The organism is Mucilaginibacter sp. R-33, assembly GCF_049949235.1.
Lineage (GTDB): Bacteria > Bacteroidota > Bacteroidia > Sphingobacteriales > Sphingobacteriaceae > Mucilaginibacter.
In genome coordinates this window covers 3,515,814-3,531,726 of the sequence record NZ_CP188089.1, presented here as the reverse complement: position 1 = coordinate 3,531,726, position 15,913 = coordinate 3,515,814, and the positions used below count along the sequence as shown (strand labels likewise).

General features: G+C 43.3%; 12 protein-coding genes. 11 read left to right on the top strand and 1 reads right to left on the bottom strand.

The annotated features are described in order from the left end of the window. Positions 1-177: 177 nt before the first annotated feature. The 10 genes from ACP26M_RS14760 (at position 178) to ACP26M_RS14715 (ending at position 11,810) form a co-directional block, all read left to right on the top strand. Entirely contained in the window at positions 178-729 is a 552-nt protein-coding gene (locus ACP26M_RS14760) for an acyl-CoA thioesterase (RefSeq protein WP_090532037.1), read from the top strand. A 50-nt stretch (positions 730-779) separates the two neighbouring features. Further along, positions 780-980: a YqaE/Pmp3 family membrane protein gene (locus ACP26M_RS14755; protein WP_090531506.1), complete on the top strand. Its 201-nt coding sequence runs from the start codon at positions 780-782 to the stop codon at positions 978-980. Positions 981-1,098: 118 nt separating this feature from the next. Next, entirely contained in the window at positions 1,099-2,445 is a 1,347-nt protein-coding gene (locus ACP26M_RS14750) for a sigma-54-dependent transcriptional regulator (RefSeq protein ID WP_373614770.1), read from the top strand. A gap of 699 nt (positions 2,446-3,144) precedes the next feature. After that, on the top strand, positions 3,145-3,222 hold the full coding sequence (kdpF, locus tag ACP26M_RS14745; protein ID WP_083879072.1) for a K(+)-transporting ATPase subunit F: 78 nt from the start codon (positions 3,145-3,147) through the stop codon (positions 3,220-3,222). Positions 3,223-3,231: 9 nt separating this feature from the next. Then, entirely contained in the window at positions 3,232-4,947 is a 1,716-nt protein-coding gene (gene kdpA / locus ACP26M_RS14740; protein ID WP_426580956.1) for a potassium-transporting ATPase subunit KdpA, read from the top strand. Positions 4,948-4,949: 2 nt separating this feature from the next. Continuing rightward, positions 4,950-6,980, top strand: coding sequence for a potassium-transporting ATPase subunit KdpB (kdpB, locus tag ACP26M_RS14735; protein WP_373614768.1), 2,031 nt, complete (start codon positions 4,950-4,952; stop codon positions 6,978-6,980). A gap of 109 nt (positions 6,981-7,089) precedes the next feature. Next, a complete protein-coding gene (locus ACP26M_RS14730) occupies positions 7,090-7,656 on the top strand; it encodes a K(+)-transporting ATPase subunit C (protein ID WP_426580954.1) in 567 nt (188 codons plus the stop codon). 127 nt (positions 7,657-7,783) lie between these two features. After that, entirely contained in the window at positions 7,784-8,830 is a 1,047-nt protein-coding gene (locus ACP26M_RS14725; RefSeq protein ID WP_426580952.1) for a porin, read from the top strand. A gap of 125 nt (positions 8,831-8,955) precedes the next feature. Further along, positions 8,956-10,086, top strand: a complete 1,131-nt coding sequence (locus ACP26M_RS14720; protein WP_373614765.1) for a sensor protein KdpD — start codon at positions 8,956-8,958, stop codon at positions 10,084-10,086. 2 nt (positions 10,087-10,088) lie between these two features. After that, positions 10,089-11,810 (top strand): ATP-binding protein, encoded by a 1,722-nt coding sequence (locus ACP26M_RS14715; RefSeq protein ID WP_426580949.1) that lies wholly within the window; start codon positions 10,089-10,091, stop codon positions 11,808-11,810. A gap of 22 nt (positions 11,811-11,832) precedes the next feature. Here the strand turns inward: ACP26M_RS14715 and ACP26M_RS14710 are convergent, their stop codons facing one another. Continuing rightward, positions 11,833-12,594: an NUDIX hydrolase gene (locus ACP26M_RS14710; RefSeq protein ID WP_426580947.1), complete on the bottom strand. Its 762-nt coding sequence runs from the start codon at positions 12,592-12,594 to the stop codon at positions 11,833-11,835. 189 nt (positions 12,595-12,783) lie between these two features. Between ACP26M_RS14710 and bglX the strand changes: the two genes are divergently transcribed. Next, positions 12,784-15,090 carry a beta-glucosidase BglX gene (gene bglX, locus ACP26M_RS14705; protein ID WP_426580945.1) on the top strand — a complete coding sequence of 769 codons (2,307 nt, stop codon included), beginning with the start codon at positions 12,784-12,786 and terminating at the stop codon, positions 15,088-15,090. Positions 15,091-15,913 lie beyond the last annotated feature (823 nt).

Below are 15,913 nucleotides of genomic sequence, written 5' to 3'. Positions count from 1 at the left end.
CACGGTCGCCCTGTATTGCGTGCGATTGCTTCGTCGTTCTTCTTATAATGACATGTTTTTATTCAGGGCAAGGGGATTTCGGCAGGGGCAAACATTTACAAGGTACGTTCAGCCAATCCCCAAAAGAGAGGGTTGGCTGAGGTTTTTTCCTATCTTTGCCCTAAAAGCAGACTGAATATGACCGGAAAATCGCCTCAGGAATCATACACCATCATGAACGAATTGGTATTACCCAATGATACCAACACTTTAAATAACCTGATGGGTGGTCGCCTGCTGCATTGGATGGATATTGCCGCTGCTATTTCGGCACAAAAGCACTGTAATAGAATAGTGGTGACCGCTTCGGTGGATAACGTATCGTTCCAATCGCCGATAAAGCTGGGTGATGTGATCAGCATTGAAGCAAAGGTTACCCGCGCGTTCACTACTTCGGTTGAGGTAAGGATGGATGTATGGGCGCAAAACATTCCATCGGGCACTAAAGTAAAAAGTAATGAGGCCTATTATACCTTTGTTGCTTTGGATAAAGATGGCCAAAAGACGACTGTGCCCGAGCTGGTACCTGAAACGGATAAAGAGCGCGCATTGTATGAGGGGGCGCTTCGCCGTCGCCAATTAAGGTTAATATTAGGCGGAAAAATGAACCCGAATGATGCTACTGAATTGAAAGCGCTTTTTTTTGGTGACCAGTTGCCACCTAATCTTGGTGAAGAAATAAAGCAGTAACAAATTTCCCGGCGCATTGTCTAAATGGTTTAAACATTAAAACTACTGCCATGCGATATTTTCTATGCTTTTTACTGCCACCGCTTGCCATCCTCACCACCGGCAGGATAGGTGCATTTATATTGAATATATTTTTAACACTTTTCTTCTGGATCCCGGGCGTGATCCATTCCATCCTGGTAACCAGCGATTATTATGAAGCAAAACGTCACCGGCAACTGATGCGGGCGACAAGGCGTTACCGTTGGTAACCTTGATTCGCTTGATTATAGGATTCCCGGATGTTTTGATTGAGGCTGTTTAGGACTATTCTATCAAGAAATCCTCAAATCCTAAAAATCATGGTTCAAAATTATCATATTTGCCACGATGCAGAAAGGTAAGCTATTAATAATTGACGACGAGGAACGCCTCCGCAACCTGCTTGCGCGTATTTTACAGCTGGAAGGCCATGAGGTAATTACTGCGGCTACAGCCAAAGAGGGGCTTAAAAAACTCCAGCAGGATACGATACAGGTGGTACTAAGCGATGTAAAGCTGCCTGATATTGATGGTATTACCCTTTCTGAAACCATCAAAAAAAACTACCCAAATACCGAAATCATTGTTTTGACAGCATACGGCACTATTAATGATGGCGTGAAAGCCATAAAAGCCGGTGCGTTTGACTATATCACCAAGGGCGATGATAACGAAAAGATCATCCCGCTGGTAAGCAAGGCCATGGATAAAGCCCTGCTACAGCAAAAGGTTGCCGAATTGCAAAGCAAGCTGAATGATAAGTTCGGCTTCGACAGGCTTATTGGCCGGTCAACGGCTATTAGCGATGTAATTAAGCTGGCCCAAAAGGTGGCGCTTACAGATACTACAGTATTATTATTAGGCGAAACAGGTACCGGTAAAGAAATTTTTGCCGAAGCCATTCATCAGGCCAGCAACCGCAGCGCAAAATCATTTGTGGCGGTAAATTGCAGCGCATTTACTAAGGAATTATTGGAAAGCGAATTGTTTGGCCATAAAGCAGGCTCGTTTACCGGGGCGGTAAAAGATAAAAAAGGACTTTTTGAAGAAGCCAACGGCGGCACTATATTTTTAGATGAAATAGGTGAGCTCGATCACGATTTGCAGGCCAAACTGCTTCGTGTACTCGAATCGCAGCAATTCATTAAAATAGGGGATACCAAGCCTACACAGGTTAATGTGCGCATCCTGGCGGCAACCAATCGTAACCTGCTGAACGAAATTAATGACGGCCATTTCCGGTCGGATTTATATTATCGTCTTTCAGTTTTCCAGATCACGCTGCCTGCCCTGCGCGAGCGTAAAAAAGATATCAAACTACTTGCCGAATACTTTATGCAGCATTTTGCCCTTAAAGTAAAAAAGCAGGTAAATACCCTCAGCGATGAGTTCATAGAAAAACTGGAAGCCTATCCATGGCCCGGTAATATCCGCGAGCTGAAGAATATTGTAGAACGTGCGGTGATTCTGACCGATAGTAATGTGCTTGATGAAAGCCTATTGCCTTATGAAGTTCAGCAGCAACAGGTGAAAAGCGGTGCACCTATTTCGGCATTTGATCTTTCCTCTGTAGAGAAATTACATATTCAGAGGGTGTTAAACCACACCCACGGTAACCGTGCAGAAGCAGCGCATCTGCTAAATATTGGCGTAGCTACGTTGTACAGAAAGCTGAAGGAATATAACCTGGAGTAATTTCGGATTTCGGAATACCGATTTCGGATTTTTCTAAAAACTCCGCTGACGCCCGGCTCCTGCCGGGTGTCGACTATTAAACGGCCTCTGGCCGCCGAATATAGGTTTAATAGTTAATACTGGTTGAAGTTTAGCGATAGCGCAACTTCGACCTTAAACAATGGAAGCATTCTGCTTCCGAAGCTGGGCTGATACTTTAGCTGGTATTTATTAAGGCCCTTAGTTAAACTGAAGGCTTAAGCTATTTTGGGGACGAAGTCACGCTATCGTTAAACTTCGACCAGGAGCAGACATAAATTACACATTAGTTTATAACCCCACGCTTACACCCAACTTCAGCCGGGTGTCCATTATCAAGCGGCCTTTGGGCGCCTTACGCAGGCCAGAGGCCTGGAAATAGTTGCCACTCGCCAGACGCGAGCGGCGGCGAGTGGTTTTAAATCCCACTTTGATAATCCCCTATCAAAATGATAGGTCAATTCTCCCTAAATAAATAAAACCTTAATTTGATATATGTATAGATTATTGATAGTCAATCATTTATATAGTTTTTAATTTTCTTGGCATCCGCTTGGCAAAGCCCTTTGCAAAAACACATAAAAATGGATGCTTTACTCACAATCGCTTACCTGGCCACATTTGTAGTGGTGTTCTGGATCTTTTTTAAATCTGTAACGTACTTCGAAAAAATCTAAAATCATGGCAGCATTATTCATCGTAGCAATAGCCGTATTCATTTACATGGTATACGTACTTCTTAAACCCGAAAAATTTTAAAATTAAACTATGAACACTGAATTAACGGGTGTAATTTTCACCTACCTGCTCACCTTAGCCATCGCCATTCCCCTTGGCCGTTACATAGCTAAGGTATTTAAGGGCGAAAAAACCTGGCTCGATTTCCTCGCCCCGCTTGATCGTTTTATTTTCCGCTTCAGCGGTATCGACACCAAACGCGAAATGAACTGGAAACAGCACCTGCTGGCCCTACTTACCATTAACAGCGTTTGGCTGATATATGCTTTTGTTTGTTTAATGGCACAAGGTCATTTGCCGCTTAACCCGGATGGTAACCCCGGTCAATCGCCTGATACTGCTTTCAATACCGCTATCAGCTTTTTGGTAAACTGTAACCTGCAGCATTACTCGGGCGAAAGCGGTGCTACCTATTTTACACAGCATTTTGTGTTCATGTTCCTGCACTTTGTATCAGCTGCTACAGGTATTGCCGCGCTGGTAGTTGTGTTCAGGGCCATGAAAAATAAGGTTACTGATAAGCTGGGCAACTTTTGGGAATACTTTGTAAAAACCATCACCCGTATATTATTACCTATCTCATTTGTGATAGCTGTGATCTTCGCATTTAACGGCATGACTACCAGCTATGCAGGTAAAGATACCTTCATCAGTATGCAGGGCGACACCGTTCACGTATCCCGCGGACCGGTTGCACCTCTGGTTGCTATTAAGCACTTAGGTACCAACGGCGGCGGCTGGTTTGGCGCAAACTCCGCCCACCCTATCGAGAACCCTAACTATTTAACCAATACTGTCGAGCTGGTAGCACAGGTTGCTATCCCGATCGCGTTGGTGTTTGCATTGGGTTTTTATCTCAATAAAAAGAAATTCGCTTATGTGATCTTCGGCGTAATGACGCTGGGTATGCTCATGCTGTTGATCCCGACTATGAATGCCGAACTAAACGGTAACCCTGCCATCGCAAAAATGGGTATCAGCCAGCCAACAGGTGCTATGGAAGGTAAGGAAGTAAGATTTGGTCCGGCTAACTCGGCTTACTGGAGCATCGTGACTACTATTATCTCTACAGGTTCGGTAAACTCCATGCATGACAGTGCTATGCCGGTATCAGGTACTATGATGCTGCTGGGTATGATGGTTAACTGTTTTTATGGTGGCTGCGGCGTTGGTATCCTCAACTTCTACATATTTATCATAGTAGCAGTATTCATTTCGGGGTTGATGGTTGGTCGTACGCCGGAGTTTTTAGGTCGTAAGATTGAGGCAAGGGAAATGAAGATCGCTTCGCTGATTGCATTGCTCCACCCGTTCATTATCCTGGTAGGTTTGGCGATATCATCATACTATGTGGTTAATGTTGCCGGCGCCGATTGGGCTGTTAAACCTTCGGCTTGGTTAAATAACCCCGGTACACATGGTTTCTCCGAAATGTTGTACGAGTATACTTCAGCCGCAGCCAACAACGGTTCGGGTTTTGAAGGTTTGGGCGATGGTAATATCTTTTGGAACTATACCACCGGCATCGTGATGATATTGGGCAGGTTCCTGCCAATAATTGGTCCGCTGGCTATTGCCGGATTGTTGGCCAATAAAAAATATATCCCTGAATCGGCCGGTACGTTGAAGAGCGATACCTCAACCTTTGGGTTGATGATCTTCGCGGTGATCGTAATTATTGCAGCGCTGTCGTTCTTCCCTTCACTGGCTTTAGGCCCAATTGCTGAACATTTTTCATTAAAATAATCATGAACTCAACTCAAAATACATTGTTTCAGGGCGATCAGATGAGGGATGCTTTAAAACAATCCTTTATCAAGTTAAACCCTCGTGTGCTGTTCCGCAATCCGGTAATGTTTACTGTGGAGATCGGTACAGTTGTAATGCTCATTGTGAGCATATTTTCGCTGACCAATAAAGGCCAGGGTAGCTTTGCCTACAACTTTACGGTATTCATTATATTATTGTTAACTGTGCTGTTTGCCAACTTTGCCGAGGCCATTGCGGAAGCACGTGGTAAAGCCCAGGCCGAAAGCCTGCGCAAAACCCGCGAAGAGACACCTGCCCGCTTACTGGTTAATGGCAAGGAAGAAAGGGTGATGTCATCACAGTTAAAAAAAGGTGATGTTTTCATTTGCGAAACAGGGGATAATATCCCTACCGATGGTGAAATTATTGAAGGTATCGCTACCATTGATGAATCGGCCATTACAGGTGAGTCCGCCCCGGTGATCCGTGAGGCCGGGGGTGATAAATCATCTGTTACGGGTGGTACCAAAGTACTGTCCGATAGGATAAAAGTATTGGTTACTACCCAGCCGGGCGAAAGCTTTCTGGATAAAATGATCGCTTTGGTTGAAGGTGCTTCCCGCCAGAAAACCCCTAACGAAATTGCTTTAACTATTTTGCTGGCAGGTTTTACACTGATCTTCGTTATCGTGTGCGTTACCCTGAAGCCATTCGGTGATTACTCTAACACGCCCATCACTATAGCCGCTTTTATATCGTTGTTTGTTTGTTTGATCCCTACCACTATCGGTGGCCTTTTATCGGCCATCGGTATTGCCGGGATGGACAGGGCTTTACGCGCCAACGTGATCACCAAAAGTGGTAAAGCTGTTGAAACAGCGGGCGACTTAGACACTTTATTACTGGACAAAACTGGTACCATAACCATTGGTAACCGTAAAGCAACGAGCTTTTACCCAACCGCAGGTGTAAATGAGCAGGACTTCGTAATGGCCTGTGTACTAAGCTCGCTGGCCGATGAAACTCCCGAAGGTAAGTCGATTGTTGAGCTGGCCGAGCAAGGCCCGTACAAATTGAAAATCTACGCTCCGGCCGATTCGGTGTTTATCAAATTCACTGCCGAAACCCGTTCAAGCGGTTTAGATACCCCCGATGGTTTACGCATCCGCAAAGGTGCTTTTGATTCCATCCGTAATATAGCCTTAAAAGCGGGCAATCCGTTTCCGTCGGATGTTGAGGATAACGTTAAAAAGATCTCATCAAATGGTGGTACCCCATTGGTAGTATCGCAAAATGAAAAGATCATGGGTGTGATCGAGCTGCAGGATATCATTAAAACCGGTATCGCCGAACGTTTTGAGCGCTTGCGTAAAATGGGGGTTAAAACAGTGATGGTTACGGGCGATAACCCGCTTACAGCCAAATTCATCGCCGAAAAAGCCGGTGTAGATGATTTTATTGCCGAGGCAAAGCCCGAGGATAAAATGAACTACATTAAGAAAGAACAGCAGGGCGGTAAACTGGTAGCCATGATGGGCGACGGAACAAATGATGCCCCCGCACTGGCCCAGGCCGATGTTGGTGTAGCCATGAACAGCGGTACCCAAGCCGCTAAAGAAGCGGGGAATATGGTTGACCTTGACAATGATCCAACCAAACTGATTGAGATTGTGGAAATAGGTAAACAGTTGCTAATGACACGTGGTACGCTCACAACTTTCAGTATAGCTAACGACGTGGCTAAATACTTTGCTATTGTTCCTGCACTGTTTATGGTATCGATGCCTGCTTTAAAGGCGCTAAATATCATGGACCTGCACAGTCCGCAATCGGCTATACTTTCGGCAGTGATATTTAACGCTATTATTATCCCGCTACTGATCCCGTTGGCTTTACGTGGTGTTGAGTATAAACCGATAGGCGCAAGTGCGTTGTTACGCCGTAACCTGCTCATTTATGGCTTAGGCGGTATTATTATACCTTTTATAGGCATTAAATTAATTGATTTAGCTGTTTCAATTTTTATATAGATGTGAGATGTTAGATATGAGATTTGAGACTTTTTGAGTTATAAGTCACGCATTTCGTATCTAACAAAATCTCATGTCTCAAATCTCATATCTCAAATCTAAAAAGAAAATGAAAACATATTTGTTGCCATCCATCAAGCTTACCCTAATACTGATAGTATTAACAGCAGGCATCTATCCTTTAGCTATAGCCGGTATAGGTAAATTTACCCCGGGTAAAGGCGATGGTGAAACCATTACATACAAAGGCCGTGTAGTTGGCTATGCCAACATTGGTGAAAAGTTTACTAAAGACGAGTATTTCTGGGGCCGTCCGTCAGCAGTTGATTATAATGCTGCCGGTTCAGGAGGCTCAAACAAAGGCCCGTCAAATCCTGATTACCTGAAACAGGTTGAAGGTAGGATTGAGGATTTCCTGAAACATAACCCTGGCGTAACACGCTCACAAATTCCTGCCGAACTGGTTACAGCGTCAGGCAGCGGTTTGGACCCTGATCTTTCACCAGCCGGAGCAAAAGTACAGGTAGCCCGCGTAGCAAAAGTTCGCGGTTTATCTGCCGATGTCGTAAGTAAACTGGTTGATGAGCATACTGAGCAGCCTATGTTAGGTTTGTTTGGTCCTGCTAAAGTGAATGTATTAAAGCTGAATGTGGCTTTGGATGGATTGAAGAAGTAAAAACCAGGCTGCCGCAGTTTTAGCGCAGCTCAAATCCTCGCCGGGGTTAGCAATAATTAGCAACGGCGAGGATACAACACAATTTGGGTTACCAATAAGGAACCCGGAAATTTTAATACCTACTTAAATGAAATTTTTCCTGCTATTGATATTTTCGATGTTAAACTGTGCTTTTATAGTTAAGGCTCAGGATACGGTCAAAACCACATCCGATGCGCCTTTGGTGGTTTATGGCTCGGTTGATACCTATTTTAAATATGATTTCGCAAACAGGGGATCGCAGATCCCGACGAGTTTTGCAACGGATCACAATTCAATTTCTATCGGGATGATAGATCTGGGTTTAAAGAAAAAGGTAGGCAGGGCCGCTTTTGTAGGCGAGTTATCATTTGGTCCGAGAGGACAAAGCCAGTCGATACCAAACGGATCTGATGGCGATTCGTATCATATTCAAAACTTGTATGTGGCTTATGATGTAACAGATAAATTTGTACTTACTGCCGGATATACGGCTACCTTTATAGGTTATGAAGTTGTGAGCCCGGTTGGCAATTTTAACTACTCAACCTCTTACCTGTTTACCAATGGCCCGTTTCAAAACGCGGGTTTTAAAGCCGCATATTCGTTTTCGGATAAAGTGAACGTGATGGCCGGTGTGTTTAATGATAATTGGAATTATTACCGGTCGTCAAATCAAGTAAACAGTTTTGGCGCTCAGCTGATATTAAACCCGGTTAAGGGCTGGACCGCCTATTTAAACGTAATTACCGGAGGGATTGTAGGCACCGAGTTTGATTTAACAACTGCCTATCAAATAACAAACGCGTTTAAGCTTGGCCTGAACGCGGCCGACTTTTCGGCAAACAAAGGTGTTACCGGCGGTTTTTCGGGCGTAGCTTTGTATCCGCAACTGGCAGTTTCAAAATATGTTACACTTGGTTTAAGGGGCGAATATTTTAAGCATAAAACGGGTACTTATACCGCAATTGCAGGGCCGGCAAATGGTAAATCGGTTACAGCGGCAACGCTTACTGCTAACGTTAAAGCAGGCCCGTTAACATTAATACCCGAGGTGAGATTGGATCACGGATCGGTGGAGCAGTTTAAAGCACGCAATGGTGATCTGACAAAGTCTGCATCACAGTTTGTGCTGGCAGCCGTTTATGGGTTTTAGCAGCAATTAAATGCTTAACTATTACAGCAAATCCAGGCATCGTGACTAAAGCATGTGCAAAGTGAGCGGAAAGCCTGACCGGCATGGAACACCATAAAAACTAAAGGAAGATTCAAAGGCGACTTATGAATGAGGACACTAAAGAGCAATCTGTAGAGCATTTCCTGGAGCTGATCAAAAAATCGCGCCGCGGAAAGTTCAAGGTATATATAGGCATGAGCGCCGGTGTTGGGAAAACCTACCGGATGCTGCAGGAGGCCCAAACCTTGCTGCGCAATGGTATCGACGTGAAAATTGGCTACATCGAAACCCATAACCGTAAAGAAACCCATGCCTTGCTGGAAGGTTTGCCTGTAATACCCCGCCGTAAACTGTTTTACAAGGGAAAGGAACTGGAGGAGATGGACCTGAAAGCTGTAATAAGCCTGCGCCCGGAGGTGGTGATTGTTGATGAGCTGGCGCATACCAATATTGAGGGTAGCAGCAATGAAAAGCGCTGGCAGGATGTGCTGGAGATTTTGAACGCGGGCATTAATGTGATCAGCGCGGTGAACATTCAGCACATGGAAAGCCTTAATGAGGAAGTGGAACGGATAACCGGTGCAACCATCCACGAGCGTGTACCCGATAAGGTTCTGCAACTGGCCGACGAGGTGGTAAACATCGACCTTACCGCCGATGAGTTGATTGAACGACTTAAAGAAGGCAAAATTTATGATGAGAAAAAGATCCCGACAGCGCTAAGTAACTTTTTCCAGGCGGAGCGGATCTTGCAGCTGCGGGAGCTGGCCCTGCGTGAGGTGGCCCACCAGGTGGAGCGGAAAATTGATATTGAGGTGCCCAAAACAATTAAGCTAAGGCCCGAGCTGTTTTTGGCTTGTATCAGTACTAATGATGAGTCAGCCAAGGTTATTATCCGTAAAACGGCGCGGTTATCGTCATACTATCGCTCCAAATGGTATTTGTTGTATGTGCAAACATCACGGGAGAGCAGTGATAAGATTAACTTAGCCGCGCAAAGGCACCTTATTAACAACATGAAGCTGGCCACGCAACTGGGGGGCGAAGTGTTGAAGGTAAAAGACGATAATGTAGCCCGCACCATTTGGGAAACGGCCGAAAAATATGACATCACCACGATTTGCATTGGCAAGCCGCGGTTTAAATTTTACCAGCTTATCATGAAAACAGCGGTGTTTACACAGCTACTAAATAAAATGTCGAAAACTGATATTGACCTTGTAATACTTTCATAGCCATGACTATAAAAAATAAACTCCGGGCAGGAATAGGTTTCCTGTTTGTACTGGCAATAATTTGCTGCGGAATGTCGATATATTTCCTAAACCGGCTATCTGTCGACGCGGGGGCCGTATTAAAAGATAACTATAAAACAGTAAAGTATATGCAAAATATACTTACGGCTATTGATTTGCGCACCGACAAACTATCGGCCGACCAACAAAAAACGATAAATGACAATTTGGTATTGCAGGAGCACAATATCACAGAGGTAGGTGAGCTGCAGCTTACAGATTCTTTGCGTGCTATTTTTGAACGTTTAACGCAGGAACCTAATAATAAAATAACCGAAGACGACTTACGCAATCGCCTGCACAAGCAGGTATATGGAATAATGAAGCTCAACATGGATGCCATCGCACGAAAGAATGATATAGCTAACACAACTTCAAAACGAGGGTCGTTGCTGGTGGCATTTTTAGGCGCGTTTTTGTTTTTGGTGGCATTCAGTTTCGCGGTTAATTTCCCGGGATATATCGCCAACCCAATTAAGGAGCTTACGGCCCGTATTAAAGAGGTATCAAACAAAAACTACCATCAGCAGATTCATTTTGAGTCGGACGATGAGTTTGGCGAACTGGGCCAGGCTTTTAATAACATGACCCGCAAGCTTGATGAGTTTGAAAACAGTAACCTGGCCAGTATCCTGTTTGAGAAAAAGCGGATTGAAACTATTATCAATTCCATGCATGATGCCATTATTGGTCTTGACGAAAAAGGTGTTATCATTTTTGCCAACCAGGTAGCCTGCAACCTGATCGGCATGAAGCCAGATCAGCTCAACGGTAAATACGCGCCAGATATTGCTATCGAAAATGACCTGATGCGCAAGCTGCTTGTTAATGACCAGGCAAAGCTTCGGATCTTTGCTGATGAGCGCGAAGGTTTTTATTCCCGCGAATCATTATCGGTAAGCAGCAGGGATAAAGTGATAGGCAAAGTGATTATCCTAAAAAATATTACCGAGTATCAACAGTTGGATGAGGCCAAAACTAATTTCATTGCTACCATATCGCATGAGTTGAAAACACCGATCTCATCCATAAAAATGAGCCTGAAATTATTGGAAGACGAACGCATAGGCGAAGTAAATGCCGAGCAACGCCAGCTGATAGGCAATATAGAAGACGATACCCGCCGCCTGTTGCTCATCACCGGCGAGCTACTGGATATGGCTCAGGTTGAAACAGGTAAATTACAGCTTAACTTCGGCAGTACGCACCCTCAAAATATTGTGGATTATGCCGTAAAAGCTATTAAGTTTATAGCCGATCAAAAGCATGTAGAAATTAAGGTGAAATGCGATCAAAGCCTCCCCAAAGTACACGCCGATTTGGATAAAACCACCTGGGTACTCATCAATCTGCTCTCGAATGCTATAAAATATAGCCACGAAAAATCGACAGTTGAACTGGTAGTTAAAAAACATAAGAACGATGAGATAGAGTTTTCGGTAACTGATCATGGCAAGGGGATAGAACAGCAATATCTGCCCCGTTTGTTTGAGCGCTATTTTAAGGTGCCTAATGCTACATCCGAGCAAAGCGGAACGGGTTTAGGCCTTGCCATCGCCAAGGATTTTATTGAGGCACAAGCAGGTAAAATTAGCGTGGACAGTGAAATAGGTTCGGGCAGTACATTTTACTTTACACTAAAAAGGGCGATAGCTGCGGCGTAAGCCATAGCCCTTTTAGCGGCAATTACCAACCGCCTTTAAATCCTTCGGTTAAGGCGTGTTGGTAATTTTTTATATCGAACGAATACAGGTACGGCGCCTTATGCGCACCGCCTTTACGCGGCTCTTCAGATCGGTTAAGGATGCCAAAAGCTAAAATCCGGCGTTGAAAGTTACGCCTGTCCAACTTTTTACCTAAAATTGCTTCATACAATTTTTGCAGCTCGGGCATGGTAAATTCTCTCGGCATCAGGTTGTAACCTATGGGTTGATAGTTAAGCTGCAGTCGCAAGGCATCCAAAGCGCTTTTATAAATATTTTCATGGTCAAGCTGCATCTCGGGCATGTCATCCAGGTCGCGCCAGGCACAAAGCTCCGAAAACTGATCGGGGTGGGGTATAACGCCAAAAAAGTCGACCAGCGCGTAATAGCCAATAGATATAAACCGGCCAGAAAACCAGTTTTGTTCTTTTGGCAGCATATCGGCATACATATCGTTATGGACCTTTGAACGGTCGGGATCACCAAATACACGAAACTGCTGTAAAAATATTTTATCTAAACTGGTACGTTCCTGTAGTATCCTTACAGCGGCATTGTCTATCGGTTCTTCCTTAAGTACAAAACCGCCGGGCAAATACCACTTCTCTTCGTCATGGGTTTTTAATAGCAGCACTTTCATTTGCCCCTCATGAAATCCAAATACAACACAATCAATAGAAATGTGGTTTACGTAATTTTTGCGGGCATCCTCGCTGTACTCAATAAGTTGCTGTTTACTTAACATTTGTGCTATTGTACAAATAAAGTTTGATTTTTTAATTATAATATTTACAATTGTGTACTTAATACACTATGATAAATGCCGTAGCATCCTGTTTTTAAAATTGTCAAAAATATTTAAAGGCGCAATGAAATGCTCTGATTATTAGTCATATTTGTTAACCAATTATTTACTATCCACATAAATTAAAAAATGAAAAAGTATTTTTCAAGTCGGCTTGTTATAGCCATTACGCCACTTTGCCTGGCGTTGATGCCTTATAATAAGGTATTGGCCCAAAGCAAAACCGAAGATGCAAAAATGAATGCCTATGTTAAAGGCCTGATGAGTAAAATGACACTCGATGAAAAAATTGGGCAGTTAAACCTGGTAACCATCGGAGCGGCAACAACAGGATCGGTAGTAAATAAAGGGGTTGAAGAAAATATAAAAAATGGATCAATTGGTGGAGTGTTTGGTGTTTGGGGTACAGCACAAACCCGCCAGATCCAGGATATAGCCGTTAAAAACTCAAGACTGCATATTCCGCTTATTTTTGGTTTGGATGTAATCCATGGCCACCGCACTATTTTTCCTATTCCGTTGGGCATGTCGGCAACCTGGGATATGGGCTTGATCAAACAGTCGGCACAAATTGCAGCTAAAGAAGCAACCGGAGAAGGTTTAAACTGGGTGTTTTCGCCAATGGTTGATATTGCCCGCGACCCGCGCTGGGGCCGTATTTCTGAAGGTTCGGGAGAAGATCCCTGGTATGGTTCGCAGGTGGCAAAAGCTATGGTGCAGGGTTACCAGGGCAGCAGCATGAAAGATGCTGATGCCGTGATGGCCTGCGTTAAGCACTTTGCACTTTACGGTGGCGCAGAAGCCGGCCGTGAATATAATACAGTTGATATGAGCCGCATTAAAATGTACCAGGATTACCTGCCGCCGTATAAAGCAGCGGTTGATGCAGGTGCAGGCAGTTTCATGAGCTCATTCAATACTGTTGATGGTGTACCTGCAACTGTTAATCAATGGTTGTTAACAGATTTATTAAGAAAACAATGGGGTTTTAAAGGTTTCGTAGTATCTGATTATACCGCTGTAAACGAAGTGACAGATCACGGCCTTGGCGATTTGCAAACGGTATCTGCCCTTGCGCTGAAAGCAGGTTTAGATATGGATATGGTAGGAGAGGGTTTTCTGAAAACCCTGAAGAAATCGCTTACGCAAAAGAAAATAACCCAGCAGGAAATTGATCAGGCCTGCCAGCGTGTATTGGAAGCTAAGTACAAATTAGGTTTGTTTGATAACCCTTACAAATCGATGGATGCCGGTAAAGAAGCTAAAGAAGAGCTATCAGTTGCGAACCGCGCAGCTGCAAGAGAGATTACTAAACATTCCTTCGTATTATTAAAAAATGATAATCAAACGCTTCCGCTAAAAAAAGGCGGTAGTATCGCATTGGTAGGCCCATTGGCCGATAATCACCGCGATATGCTGGGTACATGGGTTATTGCCGGCGAGTGGCAAAAATCGGTAAGCGTAATGGAAGGTATTAAAAATGTTGTGGGTAACAATGTTGCCATTAACTATGCTAAAGGTGCCAATATAACCGAAGACAGTTTGTTTATTAAAAGGCTGAACTTTGGTCCCGGAATGGTTTCTTTGGATGCTAAGCCGGCTGACGAATTATTGAAAGAAGCAGTTGACGCTGCTAAAAAATCGGATGTAATTGTGGCCGTTGTTGGTGAATCGCAAAGTATGTCGGGTGAATCGTCAAGCCGTTCGGATATAGATATTCCCGAAAGCCAGAAAAATATGCTGAAAGAACTTTCAAAATTGGGCAAACCAATGGTGATCGTGTTGTTTAACGGCCGTCCGCTTACCTTAACCTGGGAAGATAAGCATGCTAATGCAATACTTGACGTTTGGGCACCCGGCACTGAGGCCGGTAACGCCATTGCCGATGTATTGTTTGGCGATTACAACCCGGCCGGTAAATTAACGGCTACATTTCCGCGTAGCGTAGGGCAGATACCTATATATTATAACCACAAAAACACTGGCAGGCCATACGGCGGTGGCCCATCAAAATTCAGGTCAAATTATCTTGATATTTCGAACGATCCTCTTTATCCGTTTGGTTATGGCCTAAGCTATACCAATTTTAGTTACAGTGCTGTTAGTGTAAGTAAGAATAAATTAAAAGGCAATGAAACTTTAACAGCTACTGTCACTGTAACCAATACTGGTAAGTATGCCGGCGAAGAAGTGGTTCAGTTATATATAAGTGACCCTGTGGCAAGCATCAGCCGCTCGGTGAAAGAGCTTAAAGGCTATCAAAAAATAAGCCTCCAGGCGGGCGGGTCAAAACAGGTGACTTTTAATATTACTCCCGAACAATTGAAATTTTATAACAGTCAGCTTAAGTATGACTGGGAGCCGGGCGAGTTTATTGTGCAAATAGGAACAAGCTCGGCCAATACGCATAATGCATCGGTTTGGTGGGCTAAATAAAACCATTTGAGGTATAATACATTTTTAGCACTTGGTTAAAAAAGAAAAGATATTTTTGGATATGCAAAAATATCTTAACAGCACCGGTAAGTAGATTTGCCGGTGCTGTTTTGTTTTGAAAAAAGCGGGTAAAATGCTGTGTTTTTTGAGGTGAAATCGATTGTAATAAATGTTATATAAACATTTATTGTTTAAAAAGTATCGCTGGTGCAAATGTATATTCAACATTTATTATTGATTAATTAATAATAAATGTTGGTATGACAGTATATGCAAAACATGATGATATTTTAACACTTTGGTAAATTATGACAAGGAGGCCCGGCATATTAAACCAGGGGCAAAATATTTAAGATAACAGCTCGATTGCGTTAATATTTATTGTTTCAACAACGTTTTTGGACTTGTTGCAGAATAATAGCAACACTTTTACAATACGATATTTTTAAAAAAGGAGGTCATGTGTTAATAATGTATCAATAAAAAGTTCTCAATTTGTAATTTTAACGGATAAATATGCCTATAGATAATTAATTTGTAAATCTGCTTTTTTTACTTGTGTATACAGTACACACTAATTACATTAGTTCCATAGCCAATATAAATTTCTGTTAAGGCAGAAATCGTTCAAAATCTAATATTATTATAACATTTCAACTTTAATGATGCTTCAGTTGCGGAAGCATAAAAAAGGTGACTACACGGATAAAAAAGTTTAAAAAAATTACGAGAGAAGTTCATATGATAAAACTTTTACATTTTTTACTTTCCAACACTTCATCTTCAATTAATCTGTTTAACAGGGCTCATCTCACAACTGCCA